Source organism: Filimonas zeae, assembly GCF_014641615.1.
GTDB lineage: Bacteria > Bacteroidota > Bacteroidia > Chitinophagales > Chitinophagaceae > Filimonas > Filimonas zeae.
The window spans coordinates 183115-198284 of record NZ_BMIB01000006.1; the positions used below are offsets into that span (position 1 = coordinate 183115).

18 protein-coding genes are annotated in these 15170 nt (G+C 46.3%); 4 read left to right on the top strand and 14 right to left on the bottom strand.

Features of this window, described 5'->3' with window-relative positions:
• Window position 1: 1 nt before the first annotated feature.
• Complete coding sequence (locus tag IEY13_RS26840) at window positions 2-862, bottom strand: aldo/keto reductase (protein WP_188958290.1); 861 nt, start codon at window positions 860-862, stop codon at window positions 2-4.
• Between the two features lie 150 nt (window positions 863-1012).
• Here IEY13_RS26840 and IEY13_RS26845 point away from each other — a divergent pair, with 150 nt between their 5' ends.
• A complete protein-coding gene (locus tag IEY13_RS26845) occupies window positions 1013-1696 on the top strand; it encodes an OmpW/AlkL family protein (protein WP_188958292.1) in 684 nt (227 codons plus the stop codon).
• Between the two features lie 142 nt (window positions 1697-1838).
• Here the strand turns inward: IEY13_RS26845 and IEY13_RS26850 are convergent, their stop codons facing one another.
• Both IEY13_RS26850 and IEY13_RS26855 read right to left on the bottom strand, forming a co-directional pair.
• Entirely contained in the window at window positions 1839-2483 is a 645-nt protein-coding gene (locus tag IEY13_RS26850; RefSeq protein ID WP_188958294.1) for an NAD(P)H-binding protein, read from the bottom strand.
• A gap of 17 nt (window positions 2484-2500) precedes the next feature.
• Window positions 2501-3052, bottom strand: coding sequence for a DUF1543 domain-containing protein (locus IEY13_RS26855; protein ID WP_188958296.1), 552 nt, complete (start codon window positions 3050-3052; stop codon window positions 2501-2503).
• 22 nt (window positions 3053-3074) lie between these two features.
• On the opposite strand from IEY13_RS26855, the gene IEY13_RS26860 reads away from it, so the two are divergent.
• On the top strand, window positions 3075-3461 hold the full coding sequence (locus IEY13_RS26860) for a hypothetical protein (protein ID WP_188958298.1): 387 nt from the start codon (window positions 3075-3077) through the stop codon (window positions 3459-3461).
• Window position 3462: 1 nt separating this feature from the next.
• Here IEY13_RS26860 and IEY13_RS26865 read toward each other — a convergent pair whose 3' ends face one another.
• The 4 genes from IEY13_RS26865 to IEY13_RS26880 are packed head-to-tail and all read right to left on the bottom strand — an operon-like array spanning window position 3463 to window position 7875.
• Window positions 3463-3720, bottom strand: a complete 258-nt coding sequence (locus IEY13_RS26865) for a hypothetical protein (protein ID WP_188958300.1) — start codon at window positions 3718-3720, stop codon at window positions 3463-3465.
• Window positions 3721-3729: 9 nt separating this feature from the next.
• Window positions 3730-5136 (bottom strand): radical SAM protein, encoded by a 1407-nt coding sequence (locus IEY13_RS26870; RefSeq protein ID WP_188958302.1) that lies wholly within the window; start codon window positions 5134-5136, stop codon window positions 3730-3732.
• Window positions 5137-5149: 13 nt separating this feature from the next.
• Window positions 5150-5911 carry a prolipoprotein diacylglyceryl transferase gene (locus IEY13_RS26875; protein ID WP_188958304.1) on the bottom strand — a complete coding sequence of 254 codons (762 nt, stop codon included), beginning with the start codon at window positions 5909-5911 and terminating at the stop codon, window positions 5150-5152.
• Window positions 5905-7875, bottom strand: coding sequence for a gamma-glutamyltransferase family protein (locus IEY13_RS26880; protein WP_229688036.1), 1971 nt, complete (start codon window positions 7873-7875; stop codon window positions 5905-5907). The genes IEY13_RS26875 and IEY13_RS26880 overlap by 7 nt, the downstream gene beginning before the upstream one ends.
• Window positions 7876-7957: 82 nt before the next feature.
• On the opposite strand from IEY13_RS26880, the gene IEY13_RS26885 reads away from it, so the two are divergent.
• Window positions 7958-8347: a YkvA family protein gene (locus IEY13_RS26885; protein ID WP_188958306.1), complete on the top strand. Its 390-nt coding sequence runs from the start codon at window positions 7958-7960 to the stop codon at window positions 8345-8347.
• A gap of 58 nt (window positions 8348-8405) precedes the next feature.
• On the opposite strand, the gene IEY13_RS26890 is transcribed toward IEY13_RS26885, so the two are convergent.
• Together IEY13_RS26890 and IEY13_RS26895 are read right to left on the bottom strand one after the other, a co-directional pair.
• Window positions 8406-8903: a DinB family protein gene (locus IEY13_RS26890; RefSeq protein ID WP_188958308.1), complete on the bottom strand. Its 498-nt coding sequence runs from the start codon at window positions 8901-8903 to the stop codon at window positions 8406-8408.
• A gap of 89 nt (window positions 8904-8992) precedes the next feature.
• On the bottom strand, window positions 8993-9607 hold the full coding sequence (locus IEY13_RS26895; RefSeq protein ID WP_188958310.1) for a hypothetical protein: 615 nt from the start codon (window positions 9605-9607) through the stop codon (window positions 8993-8995).
• A gap of 133 nt (window positions 9608-9740) precedes the next feature.
• On the opposite strand from IEY13_RS26895, the gene IEY13_RS26900 reads away from it, so the two are divergent.
• Entirely contained in the window at window positions 9741-10574 is an 834-nt protein-coding gene (locus IEY13_RS26900) for a hypothetical protein (RefSeq protein ID WP_188958312.1), read from the top strand.
• Here the strand turns inward: IEY13_RS26900 and IEY13_RS26905 are convergent.
• The 5 genes from IEY13_RS26905 to IEY13_RS26925 all read right to left on the bottom strand — a co-directional run bounded on the left by IEY13_RS26905 (window position 10567) and on the right by IEY13_RS26925 (window position 15145).
• Window positions 10567-11082 carry a DUF6141 family protein gene (locus tag IEY13_RS26905; RefSeq protein WP_188958314.1) on the bottom strand — a complete coding sequence of 172 codons (516 nt, stop codon included), beginning with the start codon at window positions 11080-11082 and terminating at the stop codon, window positions 10567-10569. The two genes, IEY13_RS26900 and IEY13_RS26905, sit on opposite strands and share 8 nt — an antisense overlap.
• Window positions 11083-11092: 10 nt before the next feature.
• Window positions 11093-11707 carry an HD domain-containing protein gene (locus IEY13_RS26910; RefSeq protein ID WP_188958315.1) on the bottom strand — a complete coding sequence of 205 codons (615 nt, stop codon included), beginning with the start codon at window positions 11705-11707 and terminating at the stop codon, window positions 11093-11095.
• 82 nt (window positions 11708-11789) lie between these two features.
• Entirely contained in the window at window positions 11790-12893 is a 1104-nt protein-coding gene (locus IEY13_RS26915; protein ID WP_188958317.1) for an AAA family ATPase, read from the bottom strand.
• On the bottom strand, window positions 12877-13587 hold the full coding sequence (locus IEY13_RS26920; protein ID WP_188958319.1) for an RNA ligase family protein: 711 nt from the start codon (window positions 13585-13587) through the stop codon (window positions 12877-12879). Before IEY13_RS26920 ends, IEY13_RS26915 begins: the two co-directional genes overlap by 17 nt.
• A gap of 142 nt (window positions 13588-13729) precedes the next feature.
• Window positions 13730-15145, bottom strand: coding sequence for a c-type cytochrome (locus IEY13_RS26925; protein ID WP_188958321.1), 1416 nt, complete (start codon window positions 15143-15145; stop codon window positions 13730-13732).
• Window positions 15146-15170 lie beyond the last annotated feature (25 nt).

The window sequence follows — 15170 nt, forward strand, 5'->3', positions numbered from 1 at the left end:
TTTACCTGCCTGCAATTTTTTCCAGCAGTTCCATTTCTTCTTCGTTAAGGGAAATGGCTGCGGCTGCAATGTTTTCTTCCAGATGTTTTACGCGGGAGGTGCCTGGTATCAGCAGAATATTGGGTGAGTAATGCAGCAACCAGCTTAACGCCAGCTGATGCAGGCTCACGCCTTTCTTCTGTGCAAACTGCTCCAGTTTGGTAAGCGCCTCGCTGTTGCCGCCGCCTAAAGGATACCAGGGAATAAAACCGATACCTTCATCGTTACAAAACTGCAGCTCGGCCTCCCACTTACGGTTATCAAAGCTGTACATATTTTGTACAGATACAATATCCACATATTCCTGTGCCTTCTGTATCTCTGCCACTTTTACTTCAGACAAGCCGATATGTTGTATCAGACCATCTTCCTGCGCTTTCTGTAAAAAGGCCAGCGAATCTTCAAACGGCACGTTAGGGTCAATACGGTGCAGCTGGTACAACTGAATACTATCTACCTTTAAACGTTCCAGACTTCCTTCCAGCGCTTCCCGCAAATGATCGGGGTGGGCATTTACCGGCCATTGGTCAGGCCCGGTGCGGAGCAAACCACCTTTGGTGGCAATTACCAGATTATCTGCATACGGATACAAGGCTTCGGCAATCAGCTCTTCCGATACATGCGGGCCGTAGCTGTCTGCCGTATCAATAAAATCCACTCCCAGCTCCACTGCACGCTGCAATACGCGTATGGCTTCGTCTTTATCTGCGGGCGGGCCCCAGATGCCTTTTCCGGTAATGCGCATAGCGCCATAGCCCATTCTGTTTATGGTAATATCACTTCCCAGTGTGTAAGTGGGTTTGTAGGTAGTAGCCGTGTTCATTGTTTATGGTTTTATGTAGGTATAAGTACAAAGAATAACAGCAATTGTTTTGCCGGGAAAACTGATGAGTGTCAAGATTTAAGATGTTATACATCATTTACCGGTGTACGTACCACAGATAGCTTTGAATTCTTAATCAAAACATCATTTATGAAAAAGCTATTCATCATGGGTTGTTTGCTGGCAGGTAGTATTTCAGTGTTTAGTCAGAAAAGCAACGAATGGCGTATAAGGGCCAGGGGCCTGGGTATAGTACCACAGGAAAGCGCCGGTATTGGCGTAGTAGGTGGCGATATCAGTATTGGAGCTGCTTATATTCCGGAACTTGACTTTACGTATTTTTTTACTAAAAACATTGCTGCGGAACTGATACTGGGTACCTCCAGACATACGGTTGGCACAAAAGGTTCTGACCTGTCTGCCATTGGCGGCCCTTCTTCGGCCGATATAGACCTGGGTAAGGTTTGGCTGTTACCACCCACTTTAACGCTGCAATACCATTTACCGCTGGGTTGCGGATTTAAACCCTATGCGGGTGCCGGTGTTAACTACACCATTTTTTACAATGCCAGCTCCGGGCCGGTGGTAAAGAATGTTTCTTACCAAAACAAGTTTGGCTTTGCCACTCAGTTGGGTATAGATTACGACATCAGCAAAAAGCTATACCTGAACATAGATGTGAAAAAGATATTTCTGAAAACAGATGCAACCGTAGATGCGTCTAACCTTACCCCTTCTGCACATCCTGAGTTAAACAGTGTGCTGGGTAATATAGGCGCCCCCACCAAAATAAACCCCTGGGTATTTGGAATAGGCATCGGTTATAAGCTGTAAGGCTATAGCTGATAAAAGTGACAGGGCTGAGAAGCACCGCTTTTCTCAGGCCCTGTCTTTATGTATAATGCGCTTATCCCATATGTCAAAGAATGTCCAACACATTCCGGGCCTTTGCTTTTCATCAAACGATGTTACTAGCTTATAACTTAAAAAGCTGCCCGTTTTCAAAAATAGTTACGCCAGGTTTGGCGGCTATGGCTACAGTAATCATGGCTTTTGCCACTTCTGTTGAAGAAATTGGTTTGTATTTTTTTAAAATACCGATGCTGTTGAGCACTTTTACCAGTGCAATGCTCCAGCCTTCGCCGGTGCGCTTTTGTTTACGCGGGCCGTAAAGGGGGCCAGGCCTTACAATGTTAATGCTGGTAAAGGGAATGCGGCTTACACCTTCATCCAGCTGGCCTTTCATGCGGGGGTAAAAAAGCTTTGCATCTTTATCGGCCCCAACCGAAGAAACAAGTACATATACCGGCACTTTGTTTTCAGCCGCAATAGAGGCCACTGCAAACTGATAGGTATAATCTACCCGGTACTGCGCATCCTTTCCTCCGGCCTGCTTCATGGTAGTACCCAGGGAGGAAAATAGTATATCCCCCTGCACATGGTGTTTCCATAGCTGGGGTTTTCCAAAATCAATCTGGTGCTCCTCCAGTTTTTCGTGGGTAACACCGGTAGCACTTCTGCCCAGTACTTTTACTTTGGAGAAACGGTTGTCTGAGAGCAGCAGTTGCAGCAGCGCGCTACCTACCAGGCCGGTGGCGCCAATAATGATTGCAGTTTTCATGTTACTGGTACAACATTTTAGAAGCTGTTTAGTTTAAAATACCCAAGATGTAAAACATCCTCAGTGTCAGCATATTCTGCTTTTTCAATCTGCAAATGGAACTGCGCTTTTGCAGATTGGGGTAAAATATCGGCAACTTCATACATGTCATCCACGTCTACCCCATATTTATCATCCACATGGGCTGATGCTGAATGCTTAAAAAAGCTCAATTGCTTTGCCTCTTTTATGGCACTGTTTTTATCGTTAGCTATAGAAAGAACCTTGTAATGATACTCTTCAAACTCGCCGGCTTTATATCCACCCAGATTCAGAAAAAAGAGCTTTCCGGCATTATCCGGCTGAGCAGCTTCCAGCGGCACCACCGTAACGCGGTATCCGTTTACCCGTGTTACCTCGCGCCACGCATCGATGTGGATGCCCTCTTTTCCCTCCGGCCAGAAAGTTTTGATAGCAGGTACCAGTTCTTTCACAGACGCGCCCACTCCAAAGAAAATGTCGTGCTGCTCCGTATGCCTGCCCGCCGGCTTGCATCCCAGTAAAAACATATATAATTTCATTTCACTCATATACTGTTATTATTGAGTAGTTATGCCGCTTCTTACGCAAATACTCTGGCTGTTTTTACTGGCACTGCCCATAGCATGCATTGCCTGGACCGTAACCCATGAAGAGGTTTTTCTGGAACCGCGGCAGTATTGTATTGACAGAAGTAAGCATAGCAAAACTTTATTCAAACGTAAAGTATTTTATTTATTTACCTGTGAATACTGTTTCAGCCATTATGTAACCATTTTTATGCTGATTCTGACCGATTTTCAGCTGTTGCTTACCGGATGGCGCGGTTACCTTATTGCCGGGTTTGCACTGGTGTGGGTGGCCAACATATACATGAGCCTGTTTGCCCTGCTGCGCGCCAGCCTGAAAAAAGAAAGTACCGAAGCCAATATTGAAGTAAAAAAGCTGGAGCAGTTATAGGCTAGTGCATATTGCCCAGGCCACTGAGCATAAGGGTACATGCAGAAAAGCCAATCAACACAAACATACCAAAGCCTGCCAGCATGCCTGCGCCCATGGTGCGGTACTCCTGCATAAAACAAAGAATAAGCCCTCCAAAAAACTCGCCTATAAGCAACATTACGCCTATAGCCATAAAAGCCTCGCTGGTAAAAGCCAGGCCCAGCATTAAAAAATTACCCAGGCAAACCAGCAGCGCCACCTTCCAGAATTTACTCATATACTTCTGTTAAGCGTTTACAAATGTTCTTTCTTTTTGTAATTGCTGCAGATGATTTTCCTTGTCATCTCTATACAGCAGATTCATGGTTTCAAACGGAATAATACGCCCGTCTTTATGTACAATATGTACACAGCTTTTTTTAATAGCCCGCACGTCAAAATCCCAGGCATCAATAAACCGCATAATAATAATGCGGAACAGGTTGTCGTACCCCAGCCCCGGTGCATGTATCTGTGGCAGGCAGCATAGTAACTCTTTAAAGTTATCCTGCACTTTATCTACAGAAATACCGGTGCTGAATATAGAGAGCATGTGTTTATGCAAAGCCTCATCCTGCTCGTATACAATAGTATTTCTGCCGTTGTGAAGCAGATGGGCAGGATCTACATAACGCGTCATAGGAAATACCTGATTGCCCAGCTTTAACGCATAGCCCATTACCAGCGCATCGGGGTTACAGGGCACCGGTATCAGATCGTTGGGCTGAAATACGTTGGTTTGGGTAAGTATCTGGTCGCGCACATCCGTCATGGTAATACGGTCGGTAGCCGGATCAAACTTATCCAGGCGGCCCGCTATCTGCACGGGCTGAAAAGTAACGCCTCTTACACAACGTTGTTTCAGCGCAAAGTCAATAATACTACCGGTTTCATCATCATTAACCCCCTTTTGCACGGTTACCACCAGGGTGGTAGACACGTTAAACTCGTTCAGGTGTTCCAGCGCTTTGGCCCGTACTTCCGCTAAATCTTCACCGCGCAGCTTTTGCAGGGCCTCCGGTTTAAACGAATCAAACTGGAGGTAGATTTCAAAGTCGGGCTGGTAGGTGGCCAGGCGTTTTACAAACTCCGGGTCTTTGGCTATCCGAATGCCATTGGTATTTACCATCAGGTGTTTGATGGGTTTCTTTTTGGCAATATCCAGTATTTCAAAAAACTGCGGATGCACGGTAGGTTCGCCGCCGCTTATCTGCACCACATCGGGCTGCCCTTCGTTGGCTACAATAATATCCAGCATACGCTCCACCTCTTCTACCGTGCGGTGGCGGCCATAGTGGGGCGAACTCATGGCATAGCAGGTGGGGCAGGTAAGGTTACAGCGGTCTGTAATTTCCACCACGGTAAGGCAGCTGTGCTGCTCATGATCGCGGCAGAGGCCACAATCGTACGGACAGCCATAATGCGTGTCTGTATTAAACTGTAGCGGCATTTCGGAAGGCTTGTTGTAATTGCGGATGTTTTTATAGTACGTAGCGTCGCCTGCTATCAGCACCTTACTGAAACCGTGTTCGGGGCAGGTTTTAAGCATGTACACTTTATTCTCTTCAAACACAATTTTGGCATCAATTCTCCGCAGGCATTCCGGGCAAAGGCTCACGGTAAAATCGTAGTAAGTGTACGGGCGTTCCGGCATAGTATTCAGGTGGTTATTGCCGGTAAAATAGCTGTTTTTTTGGATTCAGCAACACTTTATAATAGTATAACAGGCCTGCTATACAGGTAAGCTGAATTACTGAGAAAGGAATAACGGTATAGTAATGGGGCTTTATAATATCCAGCAACAGTCGAAACAACAGATAGGCCACCATAAACAGTTTAAATCGTGCGCCGCTAAGCAACTTACGGCGTTTCTCCAATTGTACCAACCCTATCCATAACGCTATCAGAAACACCATTTCATACAGGCTTACGGGGTGGCGGCTCATCCCATCGCCCAGGTTCATTCCCCAGGGCGGCGTGGTAACATTACCGTAAGTTTCCTCATATATGCCCATACTGAAACAACCTATGCGGCCTATAATTAACGCCAGCAGCATAGGAAATACAAACAGATCTCCGGAGGATTGCTTTTCCCCTATGGCTTTTTTAATGGCCTCTACCCCAAACAGGCCACCCAGAAAGCCGCCCACTACTGTTTTATTAGTGTAGAAGTACAGCAGTTTATTGGAAGCGCTTAGCAACTGTTCAGGATTTTCCAGCCCGCCAATTAACCTGCTGCCCAGGAGTGAGCCGAAAATGGCGCCCAGGATAATCATCATGCGGTTGGTAGTTTCAATGCTATCTGTTTGCCTTTTGCGCAGGTACAGAAAGTAGCGGAAGCCAATGAAAAAGCCGGCTGTTTCCATTACAGCATGTAACGGAACCGACAGCCGGCCTATAGTTATTTCAACGGGAAAGTGTATTACCATGCTATGCCATAATCTTCGCCATGATTGCTGGACCCGCCCCAGAAACTGCCATGTTTCCAATCGAAGTAAATGGCGTTTACCGGGCCTGAGGTTCTGGCTTCATAACGCGGAAGATAGCCCATGTTCTTCAGCTTAACGCGGATATCTTCCGGGGTATTGTTGTTTAACAGAATGGAGCCGGGTTTGGGTTTTCTTTCTTCCCCACCCAGGGAAAGGTATAACTGATCGGTATTGATGTTGGCGGCTTCTGTGGCCTGCTGTACCGTCATACCAAATTCGACCATGTTCAGGAAAAACTGCAGCAGGTTCTGATCCTGGGTATCACCACCCTGTACCGCAAAGGATATATACGGTTTGCCATCTTTCAGCGCCATTGTGGGAGTAAGGGTTACGCGCGGGCGCTTGCCTGGCTCAACCACGTTAAACGGATTGTAAGCCGGATCTAATACAAAGCTCTGCATACGCTGGCTCATGCCTACCCCGGTATGCCCGGCAATACAGGCAGGCACCCAACCACCACTGGGGGTAACAGATACCACCCAGCCCTCTTTGTCCGCCGCTTCTACCGAGGTAGTGCCCAGCCACTGTTTTTCCAGATAGGCTTCATCTACCGGTTTATCAGATGCCGCATAGGTTTTGTGCAGCAACGCCAGGTAGGGATTGGTTTTACCTTCAAACGGATAGGGATCGCCCGGTGTTATACGCGGATCATTTTTACCCGTATCTATAGTAGCTGCCCGTTGTTTTGCATATGCTTTTGACAGCAGGCCCTTCATGGGTTCTGCGGGTGGAAAATTGGGATCGCCATAATAAAAATCTCTGTCCGCAAATGCCATACTCATGGTCTGGTATAAAGTATGAATGTATTTAAGCGAGTTATAACCCATAGCCTTCAGGTCGAAGTTTTCCAGTATGTTTAACGCCTGCAGCATTGCCGGGCCTTGTGTCCACTGCTGTAACTTATATACTTCAATGCCTTTGTAGTTTACCATCAACGGCTCTTCCTGAATTACTTTCCAGTTGGCCAGATCGCTCATAGTAATCAGTCCGCCCTGTTCCTGACAACCACGTACAAACTCACGGGCAATATCGCCTTTGTAAAAACGGTCGTATGCGGCGTAGATGGCCTGCTTTCTGGATTTGCCTTTTTTCAGTGCATCCTGTTCAGCAGCTACCATTTTTTGCAGCGTGGCCAGCAGCTCTTTCTGTTTAAATATTTCACCAGCCTCGGGAGCTTCGCGCTCTTCACCAGGATGGGTAAGAAACACGGCTCTGGAGTAAGGCCATTCTTTAATTTTTTCCTTATTCTTTTGAATAGAGTTGGCGGTTTGCGCTTCTATAGGGTAGCCTTCTGCCATTTGCATGGCGGGTGCCAGCACCTGTTTCAGGCTCATAGTACCGTACTCTGCCAGCATGGTACAAATGCCACCAGGCGTACCGGGGGTGGTGGCAGCCAATGCTCCAAACTCCGGCGGCCAGCCCATGCCCTTGCTTTTAAAAAAATCCGCTGTAGCACCCGTAGGGGCAACCCCCATTGCGTTAATACCTATTACCTTTTTTGTTTTGGGGTTGTAAATCAACGCCTGCGTTTCGCCCCCCCAGCTTAACACATCCCACATGGTGCAGGTGGCGGCCAGCATGGCGCAGGCAGCATCTACTGCATTGCCGCCCTGCTGAAAAATGGTAGCGCCGGCAGTAGCGGCCAGTGGTTTGCCCGTAATAGCCATCCAGTTTTTACCATGTAAAGCTGGTTTTTGTGTTGGGGAGGTATTAAAACCCGGGGGTTGCGTACGCGGCTGTGCGTAAGCAGCTGAACCGGCCAGTACGGCTGACAGCAAAATAGTTGTATAGCTTCTCATAATATACAGTGCATTGGCACTGTTATAAAGATAGGGTTTACCCGTAGCAATCCGGCGCTGCCGGGCAGGGTTATCGGTTAATGCAAAGCAGGCTTCTTCCGGCACGACATTTTCAATACATTTAGCAGCAGGCGGCCAAAAATGTGGTAGTGTTTTCCTGGCTGTAAGCACTCAAAAACAACAAAGCATGCGTATCGGCGATTTTATAAAAAGAAGGTTCCGCATTTTCAGAGAGGAAGTGCTGGTACTGTATTTTGCCCTGCGGCACCCGGCAACACCGCTGGCCTCCAAAGCTATAGTGGTGCTAACATTGGCTTATCTGATAAGCCCGCTGGATGCTATACCGGATTTTATACCGGTGGCAGGATTTCTGGACGATATAGTACTGGTGCCTTTTTTGATTAATACTTCAGTAAAAATGCTTCCGTTGCATGTAAAAGCAGCCAGTGCAGAAAAAGCCAGGAAAGAGGCAAAGCGCTTAAAAATATTATTTACGCTTGCCCTAATCCTGCTGATTATTTTATTGGTCTGGCTATTCATAGGCATTAAAGATGCCATACAACATCTGTTGCAGTAAGGTGTGTAGCAGCCGTATAAGCCATACAATAGCACCACAGAGCCGCCGCACCATATGCTTAAAAATTATTTTCATCAGCACTGGGCCCATAGCTTCCGGGAATAGGAACATCCAGCAACCGAAGGTAAACCCCCAGTTGCGCCCTATGGTGAATGATCTGGCTTAAGGCCATGCGCATTACCGCCACTTTGGGCTCTGCGCTGAAGATGTTTGCACCGCTGCGCAAAGTCCATATTTTATCCAGTACTTCTTCTTTTGCCCCCACCAGCTGTGCTTTTCCTTCGGCCAGGTTTTTCTCAAAAAACTCCAGTAACTGAGCAGTGCTGGTAATATCTACGGGCTGGTAAGGGTTGTTTTCAAAATCCAGTTCATCGGTGTGTAAAACCATTCCTATCCAGGTAGGCAGTTCTGCTATATGCGAGGCCAGCCTTTTAATAGTCATACTTTTTTCATGCGGTTGCCAATCCAGCTTATCATCCGGAATACGCTGTAACATTCTGCGGGTGGTATTGCCTTCCTGTTCCAGTTGCTGCTGTAAAAATTGAATGATTGTCATAGTTTCTGTTTTGTTATACAAAGAAAAAAACGCCTACTGACAACCCTATGTCAGTGGCGTTTGAACAATCTTTTCTTTTTATAACCTGGCTACGAAACCCGTGTGGCACCATCCGGTACCTTACCGGCCATAAAGGCTTCCTGCTGTGCTTTATCGCTCAGTTCCATGGTAAAATTCTCCCACTGGCCATTGCTGTTGAGCACGGCACAGTTCCACGGACCATCTACCTCATCAGAAAACTGCCACAGAATATGGTAGCCTTCTTCATTGGAAAAGCCTTCATCATCGGCCTGTAATATGCCTTCTGCTTTTTGCCATAAGGCAGACTGTATGGTAGTAATAATGGGGTAGTGCTGTGGCTCCAGCGCCAGCTCTGTCAGCTGCAGCGCGTAAATCACCTTCACTTTATCAAAAAAGCTTTTAAGCCAGTTAGCGGCAGAAAGCGGTTTAAACTCCAGAATGGTTTCGCGGAATTCGTCCAGCTCTTCCAGGCCAAAATTGCCTTTTACCACCGGGTTGCGTTCTATTTCTATCAGCACTTCTTCTTTATCGCTCAATACTTCAATAGAAGTCCACTTTTCGGGTTTTTCATCATCGGCCACACCAAACTTTGCCCGCAGGCCTTCTGCCTCCAGTGCATCCAGCAGTTCATCCAGATGAATATCGGGGTTCTTTGTTCCCAGAACACGTATATAGTAACTCATGCGGCTAAATTACAGAATTTGTATAGCCTTAACCAACAGCTGTTAAATTATTAATAAACCGTTTGCCAGTACTTCCACAATCGTAAACAGCAGATTAATTTCAGCCTACCATTACACTAAACACTGTTCTACCATGAAAAAGCTTTACTTATTCTATGCTCTTGGCTTGCCATTGTTATTTGCATCCTGTTCCGTTTATCAGTTAAATACCATTTCCAGTAATACGGCCAAATGGAATGAAAAAGACGGCTCCTTTGTACAGGAGAACGATTCTTTACGGATTATTTATTCTTTTGCGGGACAGAATGCACCGGTATCTATTGAGATTCATAACAAACTGAATGAACCGATTACGGTGGACTGGCAGCGTTCTGCGCTGGTGTATAACGACAGCGCCATCAGCTACGCCGGCAACAAGGCGTATATTAAAGGAGACATCAGCGGCAGTTCTATTAACTGGACGCGCGATTTCAGCAGCAACAGGGCCAGCCTGGATGGCTCCGTTACACTGCCGCAGTATGTAGACTTTATTCCGCCCAAAAGTTTTATCAGGCGGGTACCGCTGGAGCTGACCAACGCTTTCTTTGAAAACTTTGCCGACACTTTTTACAGGAAGATTAAAGTGCCTTCTGTTGAAGCGGATTACAAAATAAATGGCAAAAGGGCATTATTTACCGCCAGCAACTCACCACTGGTGTTCAGCAGTTACCTTACACTTACGTATAACAACAAAGAAGATAACAAGATTGCGTATCAGCAGCAGTTTTATATTTCTGAACTGCTGAGGTTGGGCGCACACCCCAGCAATACAACGTTGATGGACAAAAAAAGGGGAGACATGTTTTATGTCTCCCAGCAAACCGGTTATGGTAAAACGATGACCACGGGCGCAGTAGTAGCGATAGGGGCTGCGGCAGTGGCCGGTTCAGCACTTACCAACACCCACAACAACGGTAACATTAATTAATTGCAGGTTTCCATTGCCCCAGCTGTTGCAGCGCTTTAGTTGCTTCAGCTGGTTCATTGGTACCAATAAGCACTCTTTCGCCGTTTTTAAATACCAGCTGAATACCCTGGTTACCGGAGATATTATATGCAGTACCCGATTTTCCACCGGAACGCACACCCCAGCCGCCATATTCTTTTACAGGCTTATATTCTCTGATATAACACTCTTTAATGTCTTCCCAGGCATACTTTCTTTCTTCCGAAACAAAGGGTACAAACTTTACATAAATACCATCTTCGCGTACTGTAGTCAGCAGCTGACTGGCTAATATTAATGCAGTAACCACCCCTGCAACTGCCTCACCAATCCAAAAGCCTATAATGGCTTTGGGTTTATGCTCGCCATTGGCTTTAATATAAATGGCACAGATAACACCAATCAAAATAATATGCACCAGTGCCAGCACTACCCATACATACACATTGTTAAAGCGCTGACTTTCGTTAAAATAAATTGCATTGTTCATGAAGAGAGTATTAGAGTAGGTTTAATTCCTGCTGCAGGTTTTTACGCGCCTGCTGCTCGTATTGCTGATAAAAATATTGCGTTTTAAAAATCCGGGGCATCTGTAAAAAATGATTCAGCACCTTTTTGCGGCCGGGATTATAGAGGAGGGAGGGGTACACTTTATACTCCTGCCGTATCTGCCGGTAATAAGCTTCATACGCCTCCCAGGGCTTACCCAGTATGGAAAGGTCTGCATCGGTAAAAAAGCAGGTATCACTATCTTCACTGGCTGCATGGCCTTTGGTAGCCAGTATCAGCTGCACGCAGCGTACGCGGCTTTGCGGGGGCACGCCCAATTCTGTTAAACGTGCCTGTGCCAGTTGTGCGCTCTTTTCTTCATTATCCTGCTTCTGCACTTTGTACACACTATCGTGATAACAAATGGCAAACAGCAATTCCGGCCAATGTGTAATATGGGATTGTACGGCGGACAGCTCCGCCACCAGATTTTCGAGGTGGATTAATGTGTGGTAATAACGTCCGCTTTCAGAATGTTTCTGCTCAACTTCTGCCCATAACTTCTGTACCAGTGCACTATCTGTTGTGTATTCCGAAGCCAGTTGCAAAAATGCCTGACTTAACATTGGGTATTAGTGTTGTTTAGGCATTAAAAGTAATGCAAATACCAACAAACCCGCCGGTTAATTACCGGCGGGTTTGTAAAATTTATACTGCGTAAATAACGGCGTGGGCCTCCCATAAAGCAGGGATTTCCAGCTTATTTACCAGCTTGTCTATTACAGCAGCGGGCACCACAGCCTCCCTGTTTGTGTTTTGTTTATGCAGGTAGCGGTATGGCACTTCTACATAGACCAAAGTAACATGCGCTTTATAAGTAGTAAACAGCTCTGTTAGTTGCTGGCGTAACTGCGCGGTTACATTGGTGGCATTCCATACAAAGCCAGCTTTACGCCGCAGCAGGGCTCTTGCCCTTTCTTTGGCCTCCTGTATAACACGGCCGTTGCCGGATTTATCTACGGGAGATATGCCCATTTCTTCCCGTATGGCATCCAGCGATATTACCTGCCAGTGTTTATAATGCCTTTTGATATAATTGTCTTTACCAGCTCCCGGCAGTCCGCTCATCATTACTACCTCCGCAACTGGTTTATCAAAAGGCTGATAACCTGGCCATGCCGCTTCATGCGTTAAAAAGTGCCATTTGGCTTCTGCCGACGCAAAGTGCATGGCTTTGCCCCAGCAATCATGCTCTTTACAAAACTCTTCAAAGCAATCAATGCGGTACAAAAGGTCCTGTGCATCGCCACATATGCGGCCCAATACATCTGCCCTGGCCAGCATAGCCAGCCAGGCTGTGTTTACCTCCATACTTACCCGCGCCAGCGTTTTCAGCGGATCTGGCTTTTCCAGCAACCACAATGGCATGCTATGATAACGCACCAGCGCCACAATGCTCTCCCTTATATCAAAAGGAGTGGCTATATCGCGGTACAGCAGTTGCCGGGCCGTTATAGCCCCCTTACGCGCATGGCCGTGCGCGGTAATGCTTCCATCCTGCTCTTTTACCGTGGTAGAACGTTTCTCCACATCGTGCAGCAGCGCAGATGCCCATAGTATTTCCTGCTCCTGCGGTGGCAATGCCTGCCAGGCAGGCAATTGGGTAAGGCAATCCAGCACCATAAAAGTATGTACCGCCACATCGCCTTCTGCATGGTGTACCGCATCCTGCGGCACGCCATGCATATCGCGCACCCAGCTGAATGTTTCTTCCAGGCAGCTTCTCTGTTTGTTGTTACTTATCATCCACATACCCACCTCCTTCTGTTTGCAACCGGGCACGCTTCCAGTTCCGTGTCCAGTGTTCATCTGTTTTTACATGCCCTTTACGCACGTACTTAAATACATTTTTATCCATGGCGTCTACTGCATATCCATCTGCATTGCGGGTTACAATACCTTCCATGGTAACAGGTTTGCCAGTAAACGCGTCGTGTGGGGCAAAACTGCCGGGGCCTGCTACCATTTGCAGCACTTCGCTTTCAAACGTTTTGCGGCAGGTGGGTGGCTTAATAACGCTTATCTCTGGTACTACCGGCAAATCCAGCATAGACGCGTAAAACTTTGTTTCTTCCCAGCTTAACCACTGGTCGTTTTCTCTTACCGCAAATACATAAAAGTGCTGATTCAGTTGCTGGTATCCGATAGAATGCACTGCATACAGGTTCTCTAAAAATATTTCCAGTGCACCCAGATCATGCTTTACCAGCGCCCAGAAGCGCCGCAGACTCTCTGTCCATGGCGACACCGTGGGTGCCGCATGTGAACGGGCAAAGACGCCCCATCTGGACAGACAATTGTTTTCGCCGTCCAGTTTTTCCGTATGTACCACCTGCCGCATCTGCTGCAGGTACTGCCAATAATCTTCCTGAATGCGGTCGTCATTGGTAGTACCCGGAGAAAACGGGTAGTGGTATGTACGGCCATATTTTTGTGAAATGGCCATGTAATTCTGTTGAAATGAAAAATAATATCACCGCCTCACCCGGAGCGGGGAGGTTTAACAAGATTGTTATGTGAGTGACATTACATGGCTCAAAGTGTTAAGCGTTTATATTGAAGGCAAAAGTAGTTATTTTATTCAGAAGTCAAAAAAGACAATCCCACCCGGAGTTCCTCAGCTTTTGCAGAAGTGCTTCCTGTTCTTTGCTTACATCACTTTCAGCTTTATCGTCCTTTGGTTGTAACGAAGATTTGCCTAATGATAATTGTTTCAATAATTCATCTGCCTTTTCCTGAGAAGTTTGCTTCAACATCACCTTTACCCGTTGCTCTTTAGCAGTAACAAATGGAGTAATTCCTAAAACCAGCATACCATTTACTTTGCCTGTTGCCATAATGTAAGCCTGCATACCAGGCTTAAGCGGCAAGGCACTACTCTCCTCATAAAAAACATACCCTTTTTTATTGCTTAATAAACCGCCCTCCACAAATATTTTATCCCCGGGTATGATAAGATAGGTATTTACTATTTTATCATTGCTTCCTTCCACAAACACTTCCAGCTTTGCCTTTACTACGCCGTTTACATCAAACAAATAGGCGTCAATATTAAACCATCCAAAGGTGCTAATGCCAATATTGTAATATTCGGCAGATACAGCAGGCGAAATATTATTCTTCCTCTCGGAAAGCTGCTTCTCAGCAGCACTTGACGGGTTTAATTTTTTATACTGATTGTAACATGCATCTAATTCTGCCTCCTTAATAGTTATAGTATCAGGAATACCCAATCTCTCTGTTTCCCGTCTTATATAAGCCAGCACGCATTCAATTTCATAATCTGTAAAGGAGAAGGAATTCATTGCAATTTTATATTGGCAATACGCCCTGCTCATATAAGCACATTCATCACTACTTATCAAAGCCTGACTGTTCCGGATGCAGCGGTACAAATGCTCGCGGTTAGTCCATCTGCTTTCTATATGTGCAAGTGCAGGCCCTGTAAGTCCGTGCTTAACAGTATGACAGGAAGTACAATTAGCTTCAAAAAGCTGCTTTCCGATTGTATAAGCGCTCAACGTATCCACCTTTAACTCTACCGGATCCTGCCAGTCTACTCTTCCATTCTCTTCCATACCTTTAAAAAGCTGCATAGCAGGATCTGCAAAGGCAGCAGGAACACTTAACCGTAAAGGTTTTGTTAGTTCAGAGGCTTCCCTGGTGTTGATATAGAACATGCCGTTACTGCGCAGTAGTTTATCACCTGAGCGCGTGGTAAGTCCGGCCCGTAGCATATCATATAATGAAAGGGCTTCCTTTACTACTACTGTTACTGATGTTTTAGTTGACTTTATACTACCAGCCGGAATATGCACGCGAATGCCTGCTGCGGAAAGTAAAATGGTGTCCTTTCCGGTATTGATGGTAAAAAGCTGCTCAGTAATATTCTCTTTGGTTAATACATCAGACGCCGGTGGTAATGATACAGACTGGCAACTGCTGCAAAGCCACGTGGCAGTTACTGCCACCAGAGAGTTGCGTAAAGAAAGAATGGGTTGCATTTTTTAAGGGGTTCTGTCCCCCCAA

Excerpts from the sequence above, each read along its gene's own strand:
- IEY13_RS26840 (WP_188958290.1), bottom strand. The coding sequence starts at position 862 with ATGAACACGGCTACTACCTACAAACCCACTTACACACTGGGAAGTGAT.
- IEY13_RS26845 (WP_188958292.1), top strand. The coding sequence starts at position 1,013 with ATGAAAAAGCTATTCATCATGGGTTGTTTGCTGGCAGGTAGTATTTCA.
- IEY13_RS26850 (WP_188958294.1), bottom strand. The coding sequence starts at position 2,483 with ATGAAAACTGCAATCATTATTGGCGCCACCGGCCTGGTAGGTAGCGCG.
- IEY13_RS26855 (WP_188958296.1), bottom strand. The coding sequence starts at position 3,052 with ATGAGTGAAATGAAATTATATATGTTTTTACTGGGATGCAAGCCGGCG.
- IEY13_RS26860 (WP_188958298.1), top strand. The coding sequence starts at position 3,075 with ATGCCGCTTCTTACGCAAATACTCTGGCTGTTTTTACTGGCACTGCCC.
- IEY13_RS26865 (WP_188958300.1), bottom strand. The coding sequence starts at position 3,720 with ATGAGTAAATTCTGGAAGGTGGCGCTGCTGGTTTGCCTGGGTAATTTT.
- IEY13_RS26870 (WP_188958302.1), bottom strand. The coding sequence starts at position 5,136 with ATGCCGGAACGCCCGTACACTTACTACGATTTTACCGTGAGCCTTTGC.
- IEY13_RS26875 (WP_188958304.1), bottom strand. The coding sequence starts at position 5,911 with ATGGTAATACACTTTCCCGTTGAAATAACTATAGGCCGGCTGTCGGTT.
- IEY13_RS26885 (WP_188958306.1), top strand. The coding sequence starts at position 7,958 with ATGCGTATCGGCGATTTTATAAAAAGAAGGTTCCGCATTTTCAGAGAG.
- IEY13_RS26890 (WP_188958308.1), bottom strand. The coding sequence starts at position 8,903 with ATGACAATCATTCAATTTTTACAGCAGCAACTGGAACAGGAAGGCAAT.
- IEY13_RS26895 (WP_188958310.1), bottom strand. The coding sequence starts at position 9,607 with ATGAGTTACTATATACGTGTTCTGGGAACAAAGAACCCCGATATTCAT.
- IEY13_RS26900 (WP_188958312.1), top strand. The coding sequence starts at position 9,741 with ATGAAAAAGCTTTACTTATTCTATGCTCTTGGCTTGCCATTGTTATTT.
- IEY13_RS26905 (WP_188958314.1), bottom strand. The coding sequence starts at position 11,082 with ATGAACAATGCAATTTATTTTAACGAAAGTCAGCGCTTTAACAATGTG.
- IEY13_RS26910 (WP_188958315.1), bottom strand. The coding sequence starts at position 11,707 with ATGTTAAGTCAGGCATTTTTGCAACTGGCTTCGGAATACACAACAGAT.
- IEY13_RS26915 (WP_188958317.1), bottom strand. The coding sequence starts at position 12,893 with ATGTGGATGATAAGTAACAACAAACAGAGAAGCTGCCTGGAAGAAACA.
- IEY13_RS26920 (WP_188958319.1), bottom strand. The coding sequence starts at position 13,587 with ATGGCCATTTCACAAAAATATGGCCGTACATACCACTACCCGTTTTCT.
- IEY13_RS26925 (WP_188958321.1), bottom strand. The coding sequence starts at position 15,145 with ATGCAACCCATTCTTTCTTTACGCAACTCTCTGGTGGCAGTAACTGCC.